Raw genomic sequence first — 17,200 nt, 5'->3', positions numbered from 1 at the left:
GGGGGGGGCGGCTGCCGGGTCCCCGGGCGGGGCCGCCGCGGGGGGGGTGGGGGGGCCCGGGGGGGGGGCCGGGCGCGGGGGGGGGGGGGGGGGGTTGTGGGGGGGGGGGGGGGGGGGGGGCCCCCCCCCGCCATCCTGCCGCAAAGGGCTCAGGCTTCGCCGAAGAGGTCCCGCCGTACGGCGTCCCCGGCGGTGAGCACCGCCCCGGCGAGCACCGCGCCGCCGCCCGCCGTCCCGGCCCGGACCTCGGTGCGCAGCGGGGAGAGCCCGGCCAGGCGCGCCTCGACGCGCCCGGCCAGTTCGGCGCCGCCGGCCCGGCCGATCTCGCCGCCGAGGACCACGCAGCCGGGGTCGAGGACGACGCAGACGGAGGCGGCGCCGATCGCGATCCGCCCGGCCAGCTCGTCCAGGAAGGCCGCGCCCGGCCCGTCCGGCGCCGCCGGCCCGTCCAGCGGGGCCAGTGAGGCCAGCGCGGCCCGGACGGCGCCCTCGGCGGCGGGCGCGTCGTCGGCCGGGGCGGCGGGCAGGCCGTGGGCGCGGGCGAGGGCGCACAGGGCGGCGCTGCCGACGAGGTCGTGGAAGCCGCCCTCGCAGCTGTCGGCGCTGGGCAGCGCGGCGGTGCCGGGGACGGGCAGGAAGCAGATCTCGCCGGTGCCGCCGGAGAAGCCCCGGCGCAGCCGGCCGTCGATGATCACGGCGGCGCCGACGCTGTGGCCGAGCCACATCAGGACGAAGGTGTCGCGGTCGCGGGCGGCGCCGACGCGGTACTCGGCCCGGCCGGCGAGGTTGACCTCGTTCTCCAGGATCACCTGGGTGCGGGGCAGCTCCCGCAGTGCGGCGAGGAGTTCGCCGTGCCAGTCGGGCAGGTCCCCGGTGCTGACCAGCCGCCCGGTGGCGGGGTCGACGAGCCCGGGGGCGCCGACGGCGACGGTGTGCAGCCGCTCGACCCCGGCGCCGCGCGCCGTCTCCAGCAGCACCTCGACGATCCGCGCGGCCGTCCCCGGGGAGCCGGCGCCCTCGACGGGGACCTCGGCCGAGGCGAGGCCGCGCCCGGCGAGGTCGGCGACGACGAGGCTGGCCCCGCCGGAGCGCACGTCGATGGCGGCGAGGTGGGCGCGGGAGGCGACGAGCGCGTACAGCCGGGCGTTGGGCCCGCGCCGCCGTTCGCCGCGCTCGCCGACGACGGCGACCAGGCCGGTGCGCTGGAGGCGGTCGAGCAGGTCGGCGACGGTGGGCCGGGACAGCCCGGTGAGGTCGCGCAGCTCGGTGGCGGTCAGGGGGCCCTGTTCGAGCAGCAGGTTGAGGGCCAGCCGGTCGTTGATCGCCCGGGCGGTGCTCGGCGTGGCCGTGCGCGCGGTGGTCATGGCCGTTCATCCTTCCAGACTTCCGGAGTCTTTTTATCAGGGTCCCTTCCTGATAATTTATCGCCCGTCGCCCGAACGGGAGGGAACACCGGATGACACACCCCACCGCCCCCGCACTCCAACCGCTCTCCGCCCCGCGCCGCGCCCGCACGCACATCGCCCTCGTCTTCGCCGTGCACGGCGCCGTCGGCGGCACCTTCGTCACCCGCATCCCCTGGCTGCAGCACCGTCTCGACCTCTCCCCCGGCCTGCTCGGCCTGGCCCTGGTGATGCCCGCCATCGGGTCCTCCCTGGCCATGCCGCTCGCCGGCCGCTTCGTCCACCGCTACGGCGGCCGGGCGGCGGTGCGCGGCCTGCTCTCCCTGTGCTGCCTGAGCCTCGTCCTGCCCCCGCTCGCCCCCGCGCTGCCGGTGCTGTGCGTCGCACTGCTGCTGTACGGCGCCACGGCGGGCATGGCCGACGTCGCGATGAACGCCCAGGGCGTGGAGATCGAGGAGCGCCTCGGCCGCTCGATCATGTCCGGACTGCACGGCATGTGGAGCGCGGGCGGGCTGGTCGCCTCCGGCTTCGGCATCCTCGCCGCCCACCTCGACCTCGACGCCCGGCTCCAGCTCGCCGTCACCGCCCTGGTGCTGCTGATCCTCGCCCAGCCCGTCTGCGCCGGACTGCCCGACATCCGGGCCACCGAGGAGGACGAGGCCCCGCCGCGGTTCGCGCTGCCGCCGCGCAGCTCGCTGGTGATCGGCCTGGTCGGGTTCTGCGCGGTGTTCGCCGAGGGCGCCTCGATGGACTGGAGCGGCGTCTACCTGCGGGACGTCACCGGCTCCTCCGCCACCGTCGCCGCCGCCTCGTACACCGCCTTCGCCCTCACCATGGCCGCCGCCCGCCTCGCCGGGGACGCGGCGATCCGGCGCCTCGGCCCCGTACGGACCACCCGCCTCGGCGGGGCGGTCGCCACCGCCGGCGGACTGCTGGTGGTCGCCGCCGACAGCCCGGCCCTGGCCATCCCCGGGTTCGCGCTGATCGGCGTCGGCATCGCCGTGATCGTCCCGCTCGCCTTCGCGGCGGCCGGGCGGATCGGCACCAACGCCAGCCAGGCCATCGCGGGCGTCGCCACCGTCACCTACACCTCCGGCCTGATCGCCCCCGCCGTGATCGGCGCCCTTGCCCAGGCCACCTCGCTGACCGTCTCCTTCGGGCTCGTCACGGCCCTCGCCTTCGCCCTCGTCCTCGGCGCGGGGGCGCTGCGACTGGCGGAAAGGGGTTCCGCCCCGAAGACCGTCACCGAGGTGTCCCCGGAGAAGGCGTACGTGAAGGACGCCACCGCACTCTGACGGCCGCCCGGAACGCCCGGGAGCGACCGTCCGCCCGCCCGCGCCGAACGGGCCCGCTCCCCGCACGGCGGGAGCGGGCCCGTTCCCCGGGTCAGTGGCCGATGATCTGCAGACCGGCGCCGGAGACGACGTAGAAGGTGTGGCCGTCGGGGCCGAGGGCCAGCCCCGCCGCACCGCTCAGACCCGTGACCCCCTCGCCGGGGACGACGGCGTTCGTGTCGGTGTCGATCGACAGGACCTTGGAGTTCTGGGCGACCGAGTAGAGCCGGGAGCCGTCGTCGCTCAGCGCCAGGGACCACCGCGAGGCGCCCGACTCGACGGTGAAGGTCGAGTCGACGGTGCTGGTGGAGAGGTCGACGACCGTGCCCGCGCCGCCCGTGTGCACCTGGTAGAGGCGGGAGCCGTCGGGGGACACGGCCAGGCCTGCCAGCCAGCCGTCCCTGTCGGCGAGGGTCTTCTCCAGGACCGGGGTGTCGCCGCTGGTGTCCAGGAGCGACAGCCCCTCGTCGGTGGAGATGTACGCGTCCCCGCCGCCCGGCCGCACGGCGACGCCCCCGGTGTACTTGCCCGGCACCGTCACGGCGGCGGTGTACGTCAGGTCCCACGCGGAGAACTGCAGGATGCGGGCGCCCTCCTGGATCGGGCGGTTGGGCCGCTTGGGGCCCTCCTGGGCGACGAAGACCCGCGAGCCGTCGTCGCTGACGGCCAGCGCGCTCAGGCGCCCGGTGGTCGTGCGCTCCGGGTCGGGCCGGGGCTGGTCGGGGGCCGCCACCTTCGCGATCACGGTGTTGGTCGCCGTGTCGAGGACGGCCAGCATGGACAGCTGGAGGTGGCGACCGAGCCCGTACAGCACGTAGACCCGGGAGCCGTCCGGGCTGACGGCCACCTGCCCGACGGAGATCTCGAACCCGGGGTTCAGCACCACCTCGGCGGTGACGGCCCCGCTCTGCGTGTCGACCACGTCCAGCCGCGCGCCACTGGTCGTGTGGCCCACCGACACGTACGCCTTGCGCCCGTCCGGGCTGACGGCCACCGATTTGGGCGGCAGCTTCAGCTGGACGGTCTGCGGGACACCCCGCACCGGCCCTTCGTCCCCGTCCGTCGTACGCGCACCCGCCGTACCCGCACCGGCGACGAGCAGCACTCCCGCCGCGACCAGCGCACCTAACCAACGAGCCTTCACAGCAGTTAAGTTCATACTTTTCCTCCCCTGGGACCACCGCGCTGCCCGCGGTGGGGGCACACCCTACGGGCGAAGCCCGGCCCCGCCAACACCGTCTCCGGCGGGGCCGGGCGCGCCCTACGGTCAGAAGCCGATGACCCGCAGACTGTTGCCGGCGGCGACGTAGAAGGTGTGGCCGTCGGGGCCGACCGCCAGGTCCATCGCGCCGTCGATCCCGGTCGCACCCTCACCGGGGACGACGGCGGTGGTCGAGGTGTCGATGGACAGCACCGTGGTGTCCTGGGCGAGCGTGTACAGGCGGCTGCCGTCCGCGCTCACGGGCAGGGAGCGGATCGACCGGCCCTTGTCGACGGTGAAGGTCGAGGCGACGGAGTCCGTGGCGAGGTCGACGACCGCGCCCGCGCCGCCGCCGTCCACCCGGTAGAGCCGGGAGCCGTCGGGGGCCACGGACAGCCCGGCGAACTCCCCGCCCGCGCGGGCGACGGTGCTCCGCACGACCGGGGTGTCGCCGCTGGTGTCCAGGTGCGTGAGCCCCCGGTCGGTGGAGATGTACGCGTCCCGCCCGCCCGGCCGTACGGCGATGCCCCCGGAGTACTTGCCCGGGACGGTCACGGCGGCGGTGTACGCCAACTGCTGCGGGGAGAACTGCAGGATCCGGGTGCCCTCCAGGTTCGGGCGGTTGCCCTGCACGGGTCCCCCCTGGGCGACGAAGACGCGCGAGCCGTCGTCGCTCACGGCCAGCGCGCTCAGGCGCCCGGTCTGGGTGCGGTCCGGCCGGGGCTGGTCGGGGGCGGCCACCTTGGCGATCACGGTGTTGGTCGCCGTGTCGAGGACGGCCAGCATGGACAGCTGGAGGTGGCGGCCGAGCCCGTACAGCACGTAGACCCGGGACCCGTCCGGGCTCACGGCCACCTTCCCCACCGCGATCTCGAACCCGGGGTTCAGCACCACCTCGGCGGTGACGGCCCCGCTCTGGGTGTCGACCACGTCCAGCCGCGCGCCGCTCGTCCTGTGGCCCACCGACACGTAGGCCGTGCGCCCGTCCGGACTGACGGCCACCGAGTCGGCCGGCAGCTTCAGCTGGACGGTCTGCGGGACGCCCCGCACCGGGCCGCCCGCGCCCGCCGTCCGCGCGGCGGCGGTGCCCGCACCGGCCGCCAGCAGCACCCCCGCCGTGACCAATGAGACTAACCAACGACGTTTCACAGCAAGCGAGTTCACGCTCAACCCTCCCCTGGGAACACCGCGCTGCCCGCGGTGGAGGGCTCACGCTACGGGGGATGGCCGACCCCGCCAATACCGCCCTCGGCGGGGCCGGCCCACCCGTCAGAAGCCGATGATCAGCAGGCTCGTGCCGGAGGTGACGTAGAAGGTGTGGCCGTCCGGTCCCACCGCCAGGCCACCCGTGCCGGTGAGGCCCTTGACGCCCTCACCGGGCAGGACGGCGTCGGTCGCGGTGTCGATCGACAGCACCGAGGAGTCCTGGGCGAGCAGGTAGAGCCGGGTGCCGTCCGCGCTCACCGACAGGTCGCGGACCCACGTGCCCGGGGTCACGTCGAAGACCGCGACGGTCGTCTCCGTGGCGAGGTCGACGGCCAGGCCCCGGCCGCTGCCGTTCACGCCGTACAGGCGGCTGCCGTCCGGGGAGATCGCCAGGCCCGCGAAGGCGCCGTCCGCGAAGGCGACGGTGTCGGCCGCGACGGGGGCCGCGCCGCTGGTGTTCAGGTGCACCAGGCCCTCGTCGGTGGCCACGTACGCGTCCCCGCCGCCGGGCCGGGAGACGACCGCCCCCGTGAAGTGGCCCGGCACCGTCACGGCGGCGGTGTACGCCAGCTGCGCCGGGGAGAACTGCAGGACGCGGGTGCCCTCCAGGGTCGGGCCGTTGTCCCCCGCCGGGCCGTACTGGGTGACGAGGACCCGCGAGCCGTCGGCGCTGACGGAGAGCGCGCCGAGGGAGCCGGGCTGCGCCCCGGCGGGGCGGGGCTGGTCGGGGGCGGCGGCCGTGGCGACCAGGGTGTTGGTGGCCGTGTCGATCACGCCCAGCAGGGACAGCCGCAGACCGTGGCCCAGGCTGTACAGGACGTACGCCCGCGAGCCGTCCGGGCTCAGGGCGACCGGGCCGGCCGAGGCGTCGAACCCGGTGGTGAGCGTCACATCGGCGGTGACGGCCCCGCTGCGGGTGTCGACCACCTTCACCCCGGCGCCGTGCCGGCCTCCCTCCTTCACCGACACGTACGCCGTGCGCCCGTCCCGGGCGACCGCCACCGACCGGGCCCCGGCGTGCAGGTCGACGGCCTGCGGGACACCGCGCGCGGGCCCGTCCTCCCCGCCCGCCGTCCGCGCACCGGCGGTGCCCGCACCGGCCGCGAGCAACACCCCCGCCGCCACCAGGGCGCCGAGCCAACGAGCCTTCACAGCAATCGAGTTCATGTGTTTCCTCCCCAAAGGAAACCGCGCTGCCCGCGGTCGAGGGCACACGCTACGGGGAGGGGCCGGGGCCGCCAACAACGACTTCCCGGACACCGTTCGTGCACCGGTGGCGCGAACGGACACCGGTGCACGAACGGTCCACGCCCGGGTCAGACGCCGATGATCCGCAGCTCCGCGCCCGCCACCACGTAGAAGGTGTGCCCGTCCGGGCCCAGCACCAGGGCCGTGGCGTAGGACAGGCCCGGAACGCCCTCGGCGGGGACGACGGTGTTGGTCGCGGTGTCGACCGCGACGATCGCGTAGTCCTGGCCGAGCGCATACAGCCGGGTGCCGTCCGCCTTCACGGCCAGGGAGCGCAGCCACCGGTGCGGCGTGATGTCGTAGCTCGCGGTGACGGCGTCGGTGGCGACGTCGACGGTGAAGCCGCGGCCCGCTCCGTTGACCCCGAAGAGCCTCGTGTCGTCCGGGGACAGCACCAGGGCGGCGAAGGCGCCGCCGACGGTGGAGTCGGTGCTCTCCACGACGGGGGTCGCACCGCCGGTGTCCAGGTGCGTCAGGCCCTCGTCGGTGGCCACGTACACGTCGTCGCCGGCCGGCCGCGCGACGACCGACCCGGTGAAGTGCCCGGGCACCGTCACCGCGCCGGTGAACGCCTGCTGACCGGTGTCGAACTGCAGGACGCGGGTGCCCTCCTCGGTCGGGCGCTGCGGGGAGGTCGGGCCGAACTGCGTCATGTACACCCGGCCCCCGTCCGCGCTGACGGCCAGCTTGCTCAGGTTGCCGGCCAGGTAGCCCGCCGGGGTGGTCTGGGCCGGGGGCGCGACGCTGGCGACCAGGGTGTTGGTGGCCGTGTCGACCACGCCCAGCAGGGACACCGGCGAGCCGTGGCCGACCCCGTACAGCACGTACACCTGCGAACCGTCCGGACTGACGGCCACCTCGGCGGAGGCGGCGTTGAACCCCCCGCTGAGCAGCAGGCTCGCCGTGACGGCGCCGCTGCGGGTGTCGACCACGTCCAGGCCCGAGCCCCGGCCGCGGGAACTGGTCGAGACGTACGCCGTACGACCGTCCGGGCTGACCGCCACCGATTGGCCGCCCCCGTGCAGGGCGACGGTCTGCGGGACGCCCCGCACCGGCCCTTCGCCCCCGTCCGCCGTACGCGCGCCGGCGGTGCCCGCCCCGGCCACCAGCAGCACCGCCGCCGCAACCGCGGCACCTAACCAACGAGCCTTCGTGGCAAGTGAGTTCACGCGTTCTCTCCCCTCCGAGCACCGCGACGCCCGCGGTGGACCGCACAGGCTACGGGGGAACCTCCACCGTGCCAATACCCCCTCCCCACACCTCCTCCACGACCCGGGCATCCAGCCCCCACAAAGCCCGGGTTAGGCTCGGCGGGTGCCCGCGACCGACGCTCCCCCCGCACCCGCACCCGTGGCCGACGCCCCCGCCGAGACGCCGCCGGGGCGCGCGGCCGCCTGGTGGCGCCTCGGGCTGCTCGTCGTGCTGCTGGGCGCCGCCGCCGGGTCGCTGCTGCTCTGGAGCCCGGCCGAGGTGCTGGACGGCGGCCTCGCCGACCGCCTCCCCGGCTACTGGTTCGCGCCGCTGTTCACCCTCGTCTACGCCGTCGGCACGCTCGCCTTCGTCCCCCGCCCCGCGCTGAACGCCGCCGCCGGGCTGCTGCTGGGCATCCAGGAGGGCGTGGCCCTGGCCGTCGCCGGGACGACGCTCGGCGCGGTGGCGGCCTTCGGCCTCGGCCGCCGGCTCGGCCGGGAGGCGCTGCGCCCGTACCTGCGCGGCAAGGTGCTCGGCGCGCTGGACCGGCGCTTCACCGAGCAGGGCTTCCGCAGCGTCCTGGTGCTGCGGCTGCTGCCGGGGATGCCCTTCCAGGCGGGCAACTACGGCGCCGCCTTCTCCGGGGTGCGCTTCCTGCCCTTCCTGACCGCCACAGCGATCGGCGTCATACCCACCACCGCCGTGTACGTGGCGGCGGCGGCCAGCGCGAGCCACCCGGGCTCGCCGGCCTTCCTGGTGTCGGCCGGGGGCGTGGCCCTGCTGGTGCTGGGCACCCTGGTGGGCCTGTGGCGGGCGGCCCTCGCCCGGCGCCGCGGCCGCCGCGCCGCCGCCTGACCGACGGGCGCCGCCCGAAATCCGCTGGCCGGGCCGCCGCGTCGGCGCCAGGATGGTCGACCATGACCGAACTCGAACCGCGGGTGGACCCGCCGATGGCCGCCGACGAGACCCCGACGCTCAACGCCTGGCTCGACTACCACCGCAACACCCTCGCCCTGAAGTGCCAGGGCCTCACCGACGACCAGCTGCGCCTGCGCTCCGTCCCGCCCTCCACCCTCTCCCTGCTGGGCCTGGTCCGGCACATGGCCGAGGTGGAGCGGTACTGGTTCCAGTCGATCCTGCTGGGCGAGGAGATCGGCACCGGCCACTTCTGCGGCCCCGACAACCCGGACGGCGACTTCGACGACGTCGACACCGCCGACGTCGCCGCCGACCTCGCCCTCTGGCGTGCCGAGGTCGAGGCGTCGCGCGTCGCGGCCGCCGGCCTGTCGCTGGACACCTTCGGCATGAAGCCGCGCCGGGGCGAGGAGGTGACGCTCCGCTGGATCCTCGTGCACATGGTCGAGGAGTACGCCCGGCACAACGGACACGCGGATCTTCTGCGGGAACTGGTGGACGGTTCGACCGGCGAATGAGCCGTGATCGAACGCGGGTGAAATCGTTTCCGCATTGTTGACAGAAGGTCAATTGCGCGGTGACCGTGACCGATATGGTCTACGCGCGCAACCGTACGGTGCACCTGCGCGTCGGTGATTGGTGCCCGGGTCGACCCGGGTTTCCGGCACGGCGCGACTCGTACGGAGGCCGCGAGCGGGCACAGGACCGGTGAACAGTGCGATACTCGGACAGTTCCGACGAGTGGATGACGTGTCAAAAAGGACACGCGCCCCCGGGGGACCAGGACGGGACGAGGCAGGGAGGCGCGGCATGGGAGCACTTCGCGACGAGCACCACAACGGGTGGCTGATGCCCTCCGGGAACTACCCGGCCGCGGTGTACGAGGACGAGTGGGGCGATCAGGACACGATCCCGGCCGTCCCCGCGCCCGCGAAGATCGTCTCCCTCCGTCCGACCGGCTTCGAGGCCGCGCGGACGGTGGGCGAGCACATCCGGGCGAGCACCCCGGTGGTCATGGACCTCACCGAGATGGACGAGGCCGAGGCCAAGCGCATGGTGGACTTCGCCTCCGGGCTGATCTTCGGCACCCGCGGCGGCATCGAGCGGATCGCCCGCCGGGTGTTCCTGCTCACCCCGGCGGACGTCGAGGTGATGGTGATCGACCGGCCGATGGACGACACCGGGTTCTACAACCAGAGCTGAGCGGCCGCGAGGCACCAGGGCACCCCACCGGGGACGGCACACCCGCCGTCCCCGGTTTTTGTCGTCCGCGCACGGTGCCCGAGCAGCTCATATGAGACTCACGCAGTAATATTGAGACATAGGTGTCTCATCTGCTCTACACTCGACTCATGGCCACCGACCGCGACACCGTCCTCGAAGCCGCCGTCGGCGTGCTCTCCCGCCGCCCCGGCGCCCACCTCGACGAGATCGCCCGCGCCGCCGGCATCAGCCGCGCCACCCTGCACCGGCTCTTCCCGGGCCGCGAGGCCCTGATCCGCGAGGTCGGCCTCCTCGGGCTCCAACGCATGGCCGCCGCCCTGGACACGGCCGCCGTCGACGACGGCGACGCCGAGGCCGCCCTGCGCCGCCTGGTCGACGCCTCCGTGCCGGACGCGGCGCTCTGCGCCTTCCTCGCGGGCGAGAACCAGCTCTACGAGAACGACGAGATCAACGACCTCTGGGAGCTCCAGCAGGCCCGGCTGCACGCGCTCTTCCTGCGCGGCCAGCAGCAGGGCGTCTTCAGGATCGAACTCAGCGCCGGCTGGCTCAGCGAGGCGTTCTTCGACCTCGTCGCCGCCGTCGGCTGGGCCATCCAGGACGGCCGCCTCGCCCCGCGCGACGCCTCCTTCTCCCTCACCGAACTCTTCCTCGGCGGCGCCCTGCGCCGCCCGGGGACCACCACCGCGCCCACTTCCTGACCGGACCGGAAACCGGAAACCGATACCCCATGAGCAACACCCGCGCTCACACCCGCTGGACCGGCCTCGCCGTCCTCGTCCTCGCCGTCACCGTGGTCGCCCTCGACGCGACCGTCCTCTCCCTCGCCATCCCCTCCATCAGCGAGACGCTGCGCCCCAGCGGCACCCAGCTGCTCTGGATCGGCGACTCCTACTCCTTCGTCCTCGCCGGCCTGCTGGTCAGCATGGGCTCCCTCAGCGACCGGATCGGCCGCAAGAAGCTGCTGCTGATCGGCTCCGCCGCCTTCGGCGCCGCCTCCCTGCTCGCCGCCTACGCGCCCAGCGCCGGCTGGCTGATCCTGGCCCGCGCACTGCTCGGCGTGGCCGGGGCGACGATCATGCCCTCCACCCTCTCGCTGATCCGCTCCCTCTTCCCGGACGACCGCGAGCGGGCCACCGCCATCGGCATCTGGGGCGCGGCGGCCACCGCCGGCGCCGCACTCGGGCCGGTGGTCGGCGGAGTGCTGCTGGAGCACTTCTGGTGGGGCTCGGTGTTCCTGCTGAACATCCCGGTGCTGCTCCTGCTGCTGGGCCTCGGCGCCTGGCTGCTGCCGGAGTCCAAGGACCCGAAGCCGGGCCGCTGGGACGTGCTGAGCGTGGTGCTGTCCATGGCCGGGGTCATCGGCACGGTGTACGCGATCAAGGAGGCCGCCGCCCACGGCGTGGCCCGCTGGGACGTGCCGGTCACCTTCCTGCTCGGCGCCGCCGCGCTGACCGTCTTCGTCCGCCGCCAACTGCGCCTCGAGAACCCGCTGCTGGACGTGCGGCTGTTCGCCGACCGGCGCTTCACCGCCGCCGTGACGGCCTCGCTGATCTCGCTGGTCGGCGTCTCCGGCGTCATCTTCGTCAGCTCCCAGTACCTCCAACTGGTGCGCGGCTACGGGCCGTTGCAGGCGGGCCTGGCCGAGCTGCCGGCCTTCGCGGGCTCGGTGGCGGGCGGTCTGCTGACGGCCCGGCTGGCCCGGCGCTTCGGCGCCCGGCTGCTGCTGACCGTCTGCCTGCTGGCCATGGGCGCCGGCATGGCCGTCCTCGGCTTCCTCCAGCAGGACACCACCTACCTGGCCCTGGCCGCCTCCTTCCTGGTGGTCGGCACGGCCGAGGGCGTGGCCTACACCCTCAGCGCGGACCTCGTGCTGACCGCCGCGCCCGCCGACAAGGCCGGGGCCGCCTCGGCCGTCTCCGAGACGGCGTACGAGCTGGGCACGGCGCTCGGCATCGCGCTGGTCGGCTCGGTGGTCGGCTCGATCTACGCGAACGGGCTCGTCGTCCCCGCCGGGGCGGGCGCGGAGGCCACCGCCCGGGCGGGCGAGTCGCTGGGCGCGGCCGTGGAGACGGCCGGCGCACTGCCGGCGGACGTCGCCGGGCCGCTGCTGGCCAGCGCCCGGGACGCGTTCGTCCAGGGCATGAACACCGCCGGGATCCTCGCGGCCCTGCTGCTGGCCGCCTCGGCCCTGATGGCCTGGCGCCTGCTGCGCGGGCTCCCCCGCCGGGGAGGCGCCGTCGAGGAGGTCACCGTGGCCCAGGACCCGCAGAAGGTCGACGCGTAACAGTCGCCGCGCAACAGCCGGAAGGCCCCCGTGGAACCTCCACGGGGGCCTTCTCGCGTCCGTCCCTCGGTGCGCGCTCCGTCCGTCCCTCAGCTCACGCCGAAGGGCATCTCCAGCTCCGCCCAGACCACCTTGCCGTCCCGGGTGAGCCGGCTGCCCCAGCGGTGGGCCAGCTCGCTGACCAGGAACATCCCGCGCCCGCCCTCGTCCTGCTCGGCGAAGGGGCGCAGCTGCGGGGTCTGGCCGCCCGCGTCGGAGACCTCCAGGGTGAGCACCCGGTCGCGGAACAGCCGCAGCCGGCGCGGGGCGTCGGCGTGCAGCAGGGCGTTGGTGACCAGCTCGCTGACGAGCAGTTCGGCGTAGTCGGAGAGCGCGCTCAGGCCCCAGGTCTCCAGGGTGGCGCGGGTGAAGCGGCGGGCCTGGCCCGGCACCCTGCCGCCGCCGGTGAGCGGGAGGGTGGCGATCCGGTCGGCGGGCAGCGGCAGCACCCGCGCCATGATCATCGCGATGTCGTCCTCGGTGCCGTCGGTGACGAGGGCGGCGACGACGGCGTCGCAGTTCTCCTCCAGGGTCCGCCCGGTCCCGGCCAGGGTGCGGGCGAGCTTGTCGATCCCGGCGTCCAGGTCCTCGCCGCGCCGCTCGACCAGGCCGTCCGTGTAGAGGGTGACGAGCCCGCCCTCGGGGAGGGTGAACTCGATCGACTCGAAGGCCACCCCGCCGACGCCCAGCGGCACCCCCGGCGGCACGTCGACCCGGCGGGCGATGCCGTCCGGGCCGACCCACACGGGCGGCAGGTGGCCGGCGGAGGCGACCTGCACGGTGCGCTCCAGCGGGTCGTAGACGGCGCAGATGCAGGTGGCGAACTGGCCCTCGCCGATGCCGGAGGCGGTCTCGTCCAGCCGGGTGAGGACCTGCTCGGGCGGCATGTCCAGGGTCGCGAGCGTCCGGGCGACGGTGCGCAGCTGGCCCATGGTGGCGGCGGCGCGGATGCCGTGGCCCATGACGTCGCCGACGACGAGGGCGACCCGGCCGCAGGACAGCGGGACCACGTCGAACCAGTCGCCGCCGACCTCGCTGACCACACTGCTGGGCAGGTAGCGGTAGGCGATCTCCAGGCCGAGGGTGCGGTTGACCTCCTGCGGCAGCAGGCTGCGCTGGAGGGTCAGGGCCGTCTCGCGCTCGCGCCGGTAGAGGCGCGCGTTGTCCAGGGCCAGCGCGGTGCGGGCGACGAGCTCCTCCGCGAGCGCCACGTCGGCGTCGGTGAACGGCTCGGGGTTGCGCATCCGGATGAACTCGGAGCCGCCGAGGACCATGCCCCGGGCGGTGATCGGCACCAGCATGTACGAGTGGATGCCGGCCGCGATCCCGGGGGCGACGCGGTCCTCGCTGGCGACGAGGCCGCGCAGCACCTCCTCGTCCACGTGGGCGCGCAGCAGGGGCTTGCCGCTGCGCAGGCACTGGGTGTAGCTGCGGTCGGGGGCGTACTCACTGGTCTCGCCGATCACGTCGACGGCGTGGGAGAGCCCGGACTCGTACGACTCCCCGACGGCGACGGCCCGCAGGGTGATCGTCCGGTCGGTGGGGATGGCGCTGGGCTCGGAGCCGCGCACCACCGGTTCCAGGAGGTCGACGGTGGCGAAGTCGGCGAAGCGGGGGACGACGGCCTCGATGAGCTCCTCGGCGGTGCGCTGGAGGTCGAGGGTGGTGCCGATGCGGGCGGTGGCCTCGGCGATCGTGGAGAGACGTTCCTGCGCGCGGGCGGCGCGGGCCTCGGCCTGGAAGCGCTCGGTGACGTCGATGATCGAGGAACAGACGCCGAAGACCCGGCCGGTGGAGTCCTCCAGCCGGAAGTAGGAGGCGGACCAGGCGCGGTCGCGACGCGGGTCCCCGGGGACGCGGCCGTGGGAGCGGGCGTCGACCACGGGCTTGCCGGTCTTGAGGACCTGTCTCATGGTCTGCTCGATCTCGGCGGTGTTGATGCCGGGCAGGACGGCGGATATCCGGCGGCCGAGGTGGGCGGCGACCGGCACGCCGTTCATCCGGGCGAGCGACTCGTTGAGGCGGACGAAGCGCAGGTCGGTGTCGTAGACGGCCATGCCGATCGGCGAGCGGGCGAACACGCCGTCCAGCACGGCGAGGTCGGCCTCGACGGCGTGCAGGGCGCGGGTGTCGGAGGCGGTGGCGAGCAGCAGCAGGGTGCCGGCCGGGCCCGCGATCGGGTAGGTGCGGAACTCCAGGTCGACCTTGTGGCCGTCGCGGTGGCGCACGGGGAAGACGCCGGTCCAGCCGCTGCCGGTCATGATCCGCGCGAACAGGGCGAGCACCTCGGGCCGGTCGGTCTCGTCGGTCAGCAGGTGGGCGGCGTAGCTGCCGACGGCCTCGTCCGTGCTGTAGCCGAGGAGGGCCTCGGCGTCCTCGCTCCAGTGCAGGATCAGTCCGTCGCCCTGGAGCAGGGCCGTCGCGAACGGGACGAGCCGGTGTCCCTCGGGGCGTGCGAAGGTGCCGCCGGGTGCGGGGCCGGCGGCGTCGGTGGCGTCCCAGTCGTGTCCGTGCATGATCAGGCAGCACCCCGGTTCGGCTCGTGCCCGGCCGGGTGGGCCTCGCGGTCCGTGCCGGCCGGGGTTCTTCTCCAGACTGCACGGACATCGGCCGCCCGGCGACCCCTTGGTCTGGGGGCGTCCGGCCGCTCCGGGTGTACGGGCGTCATGGGCGTACCGGCCGCAGCGTACTCTCCAGAACGCCCGCCCACTGCCGTATCACCCCGGAACGTCGATGGCTGTCGTCGGTGAGCAGGTTGGCCAGGCCCAGTCCGCGCGCGAGGTCGAGGGTGGCCTGCACGGATTCGCGCACGCCGGGGAGCGTCTCGTCGGCGTCCAGGAACTCGACGGCGGCCCGGTGGGCCTCGCGTCCGACCCGGCCCTCCAGGGAGACGATCCGCTCGCGCAGGGCCTCCTCGGTCGCGGCGGCCGTCCACAGGTGCAGGGCGGCGCGGAAGGCGGGGCCGGTGTAGAGGCGCACGATCATGTCGACGACGGCGCGGGTGCGGTCGGGGCCGGCGGCCGGCAGCTCGTCCGCGTGGGCGCGGACGGCCGCCAGCCGCTCGGCGGTGACGTGCTCGACGGCCGCGGTGAAGAGGTCCTCGCGGGTCGGGAAGTGGTGCTGGGCCGCGCCCCGGGAGACGCCGGCCCGTTCGGCGACGACGGTGACGGTGGAGCCCTGCCAGCCGAGCTCGGCCAGGCACTCGACGGCCGCCGCGAGCAGCCGCGCCCGGGTGGCTCGGCTGCGGTCCTGCTGCGGCTCGCGGGCGGGGTGCTGGCTGGTCATGGCGGGCGGTACGTCCTGTTTCGGCGGAGGCGTGGTCGGTCGATCTTCACAGACCCGCCGCGGTCTTCGCCCGGCGGGGGTCAGTGGGCGGCCTCGGCGTGGGCGGCCTCGCGGGCGCGCAGTTCGCGGCGCAGGATCTTCCCGGCCGCGGACTTGGGGACGGCGTCGACGAACTCCACCGCGCGGACCTTCTTGTAGGGGGCGACCTGCCCGGCCACGTACCCGGTGACGTCCTCCGCGGTCAGGCCGCTGCCCGGGGCGCGGACCACGAAGGCCTTGGGGCACTCGGTGCCGTGCTCGTCGGTGACGCCGATGACGGCGGCGTCGGCGATCTGGGGGTGGGCGAGCAGGACGGCCTCCAGCTCGGCGGGGGCGACCTGGTAGCCCTTGTACTTGATCAGCTCCTTGACCCGGTCGACGATGTGCAGGTACCCGCGCCCGTCCACGAAGCCGACGTCCCCGGTGTGCAGCCAGCCCTCGGCGTCGACGACGGCGGCGGTGTCGGAGGGACGGCCGAAGTAGCCCTTCATCACCTGCGGGCCGCGGATGAGCAGTTCGCCGGGCAGGTCGGGCCCGAGGTCGTCGTCGGTGCCGTCCAGGGCGGTGACGCGCAGCTCGGTGGAGGGGACCATCCGGCCGCAGGAGCCGGGCGAGGGGTCGCGCTCCTGGGGGGAGACGACGTGGGTGACGGGCGACAGCTCGGTCATCCCGTAGCCCTGGAGCAGGTGCGGCAGGCCCAGACGGCCGGCGCAGGCGGCGGCGAGGTCCGGGTCCAGGGGGGCGGCGGCGCAGAGCAGGTACTCGACGGAGGAGAGGTCGAAGCGGTCGACGACCGGGTGCTTGGCGAGGGCGAGGGCGATGGGCGGGGCCACGAACAGGGCCTGGACGCGTTGCTCCTCGATGGTGCGGCAGAACTGCTCCAGGTCGAAGCGGGGCAGGACGACGACGGTGGCGCCGCAGCGCAACGGCTGGTTGAGCAGGGCCGTGAGGCCGTAGATGTGGAAGAACGGCAGGACGGCGAGGACGCGTTCGCCCTCGGCGGGGCGGTAGAGGGCGTCGCACTGGGCGAGGTTGGTGGCGATCGAGCGGTGGGTGAGCATCACGCCCTTCGGCAGGCCGGTGGTGCCGCTGGAGTACGGCAGCACGGCGACGTCCCGGGCGGGGTCGACGGCGAGCGCGGGGGCGGGGCCGGGGGCGGCGAGGAGGTCGGCGAGGGAGAGGTGGCCGTCGGCGCCGTCCAGGACGACCGTCCCGGCGAGCGGGCGGCCCTCGGCCTCCAGGGTCTCGGCGGCGGCGCGGGCGGTGGGCAGGAACGCGGAGACGGTGACGATCCACCGGGCCCCGGCGTCGCCCAGCTGGCGGGCCAGCTCGGCGGGGGTGGTCAGGGAGGAGACGGGGGTGACGGTCGCTCCGGCGCGGGTGGCCCCGTAGAAGGCCATCGGGTACGCGGTGCTGTTGGGGCTGAACAGGGCCAGGACGTCCCCCTGGCGTACCCCGGCGGCGGCCAGCCCGGCGGCCACGCGCTCGACGGCGGCGAGGAGCCGCGCGTAGCTGACGGCCTCTCCGGTGACGCCGTCCACCAGGGCCGGCCGCTCGCCGTGGCGGGCCGCGTCGCGCAGGACGGCGTCGTGGATCGGCAGGTCGATCAGCGGGACGTCCGGGAACTCGCTGTGGAACACCAAGGTAAGCCTCCAGTACGGAAGTTGACGAATCAACGACGGCCGGCGAAGGGTGGTTCGCGGCGCCGGCCCGGGGCGCGTTCAGGAGCATACGGACCGTAGGCCGCCGCTGGGCCATTGTGAGGAACCCGGGAGGGCGCGCGCGTGGCACAGTTGCCCCGGCGGGCGCCCGAACGGACGGTGGTGCACCA

14 protein-coding genes are annotated in these 17,200 nt (G+C 74.7%); 6 read left to right on the top strand and 8 right to left on the bottom strand.

Annotated elements, in window-relative coordinates; translation table 11 throughout:
* Window positions 1–149: 149 nt before the first annotated feature.
* Entirely contained in the window at window positions 150–1,364 is a 1,215-nt protein-coding gene (locus tag ACIRRS_RS09245; protein ID WP_402967043.1) for an ROK family transcriptional regulator, read from the bottom strand.
* Between the two features lie 92 nt (window positions 1,365–1,456).
* Between ACIRRS_RS09245 and ACIRRS_RS09240 the strand changes: the two genes are divergently transcribed.
* Window positions 1,457–2,698 (top strand): MFS transporter, encoded by a 1,242-nt coding sequence (locus ACIRRS_RS09240; RefSeq protein ID WP_402967041.1) that lies wholly within the window; start codon window positions 1,457–1,459, stop codon window positions 2,696–2,698.
* A gap of 91 nt (window positions 2,699–2,789) precedes the next feature.
* Here the strand turns inward: ACIRRS_RS09240 and ACIRRS_RS09235 are convergent, their stop codons facing one another.
* The 4 genes from ACIRRS_RS09235 to ACIRRS_RS09220 form a co-directional block, all read right to left on the bottom strand.
* Complete coding sequence (locus ACIRRS_RS09235) at window positions 2,790–3,896, bottom strand: YncE family protein (RefSeq protein ID WP_402967039.1); 1,107 nt, start codon at window positions 3,894–3,896, stop codon at window positions 2,790–2,792.
* A 108-nt stretch (window positions 3,897–4,004) separates the two neighbouring features.
* A complete protein-coding gene (locus ACIRRS_RS09230) occupies window positions 4,005–5,063 on the bottom strand; it encodes a YncE family protein (protein WP_402967037.1) in 1,059 nt (352 codons plus the stop codon).
* Window positions 5,064–5,207: 144 nt separating this feature from the next.
* The gene (locus ACIRRS_RS09225; protein ID WP_402967035.1) at window positions 5,208–6,311 is read right to left on the bottom strand and encodes a hypothetical protein; all 1,104 of its coding nucleotides are present in this window, start codon (window positions 6,309–6,311) and stop codon (window positions 5,208–5,210) included.
* Between the two features lie 149 nt (window positions 6,312–6,460).
* Window positions 6,461–7,561, bottom strand: coding sequence for a hypothetical protein (locus tag ACIRRS_RS09220; protein WP_402967033.1), 1,101 nt, complete (start codon window positions 7,559–7,561; stop codon window positions 6,461–6,463).
* Window positions 7,562–7,706: 145 nt separating this feature from the next.
* Here ACIRRS_RS09220 and ACIRRS_RS09215 point away from each other — a divergent pair, with 145 nt between their 5' ends.
* The 5 genes from ACIRRS_RS09215 (at window position 7,707) to ACIRRS_RS09195 (ending at window position 12,006) form a co-directional block, all read left to right on the top strand.
* Window positions 7,707–8,438: a TVP38/TMEM64 family protein gene (locus ACIRRS_RS09215; RefSeq protein ID WP_402967031.1), complete on the top strand. Its 732-nt coding sequence runs from the start codon at window positions 7,707–7,709 to the stop codon at window positions 8,436–8,438.
* 62 nt (window positions 8,439–8,500) lie between these two features.
* A complete protein-coding gene (locus ACIRRS_RS09210; protein WP_402967029.1) occupies window positions 8,501–9,016 on the top strand; it encodes a DinB family protein in 516 nt (171 codons plus the stop codon).
* A gap of 292 nt (window positions 9,017–9,308) precedes the next feature.
* Window positions 9,309–9,701 (top strand): cell division protein SepF, encoded by a 393-nt coding sequence (locus ACIRRS_RS09205; protein ID WP_402967027.1) that lies wholly within the window; start codon window positions 9,309–9,311, stop codon window positions 9,699–9,701.
* Between the two features lie 149 nt (window positions 9,702–9,850).
* Window positions 9,851–10,420, top strand: coding sequence for a TetR/AcrR family transcriptional regulator (locus tag ACIRRS_RS09200; protein WP_402967025.1), 570 nt, complete (start codon window positions 9,851–9,853; stop codon window positions 10,418–10,420).
* Window positions 10,421–10,449: 29 nt separating this feature from the next.
* On the top strand, window positions 10,450–12,006 hold the full coding sequence (locus ACIRRS_RS09195) for an MFS transporter (RefSeq protein WP_402967023.1): 1,557 nt from the start codon (window positions 10,450–10,452) through the stop codon (window positions 12,004–12,006).
* An 89-nt stretch (window positions 12,007–12,095) separates the two neighbouring features.
* Here ACIRRS_RS09195 and ACIRRS_RS09190 read toward each other — a convergent pair whose 3' ends face one another.
* The 3 genes from ACIRRS_RS09190 to ACIRRS_RS09180 all read right to left on the bottom strand — a co-directional run bounded on the left by ACIRRS_RS09190 (window position 12,096) and on the right by ACIRRS_RS09180 (window position 17,012).
* Window positions 12,096–14,561 (bottom strand): SpoIIE family protein phosphatase, encoded by a 2,466-nt coding sequence (locus tag ACIRRS_RS09190; RefSeq protein ID WP_402967021.1) that lies wholly within the window; start codon window positions 14,559–14,561, stop codon window positions 12,096–12,098.
* A 148-nt stretch (window positions 14,562–14,709) separates the two neighbouring features.
* Window positions 14,710–15,330, bottom strand: a complete 621-nt coding sequence (locus tag ACIRRS_RS09185) for a TetR/AcrR family transcriptional regulator (RefSeq protein ID WP_402967019.1) — start codon at window positions 15,328–15,330, stop codon at window positions 14,710–14,712.
* Between the two features lie 80 nt (window positions 15,331–15,410).
* A complete protein-coding gene (locus ACIRRS_RS09180; RefSeq protein ID WP_402967017.1) occupies window positions 15,411–17,012 on the bottom strand; it encodes an AMP-binding protein in 1,602 nt (533 codons plus the stop codon).
* Between the last annotated feature and the right edge of the window lie 188 nt (window positions 17,013–17,200).

Origin of the sequence: Kitasatospora sp. NPDC101183 (genome assembly GCF_044767945.1) — a bacterium.
In the GTDB taxonomy this organism is placed as follows: Bacteria; Actinomycetota; Actinomycetes; order Streptomycetales; family Streptomycetaceae; genus Kitasatospora.
The sequence above is the reverse complement of the archived record's forward strand: the minus strand, read 5'-3'. Positions and strand labels throughout refer to the sequence as shown.

Coding starts and splice junctions, on each gene's coding strand:
- ACIRRS_RS09185 (WP_402967019.1), bottom strand. CDS start 15,330: ATGACCAGCCAGCACCCCGCCCGCGAGCCGCAGCAGGACCGCAGCCGA.
- ACIRRS_RS09245 (WP_402967043.1), bottom strand. CDS start 1,364: ATGACCACCGCGCGCACGGCCACGCCGAGCACCGCCCGGGCGATCAAC.
- ACIRRS_RS09195 (WP_402967023.1), top strand. CDS start 10,450: ATGAGCAACACCCGCGCTCACACCCGCTGGACCGGCCTCGCCGTCCTC.
- ACIRRS_RS09210 (WP_402967029.1), top strand. CDS start 8,501: ATGACCGAACTCGAACCGCGGGTGGACCCGCCGATGGCCGCCGACGAG.
- ACIRRS_RS09200 (WP_402967025.1), top strand. CDS start 9,851: ATGGCCACCGACCGCGACACCGTCCTCGAAGCCGCCGTCGGCGTGCTC.
- ACIRRS_RS09225 (WP_402967035.1), bottom strand. CDS start 6,311: ATGAACTCGATTGCTGTGAAGGCTCGTTGGCTCGGCGCCCTGGTGGCG.
- ACIRRS_RS09240 (WP_402967041.1), top strand. CDS start 1,457: ATGACACACCCCACCGCCCCCGCACTCCAACCGCTCTCCGCCCCGCGC.
- ACIRRS_RS09235 (WP_402967039.1), bottom strand. CDS start 3,896: ATGAACTTAACTGCTGTGAAGGCTCGTTGGTTAGGTGCGCTGGTCGCG.
- ACIRRS_RS09205 (WP_402967027.1), top strand. CDS start 9,309: ATGGGAGCACTTCGCGACGAGCACCACAACGGGTGGCTGATGCCCTCC.
- ACIRRS_RS09190 (WP_402967021.1), bottom strand. CDS start 14,561: ATGCACGGACACGACTGGGACGCCACCGACGCCGCCGGCCCCGCACCC.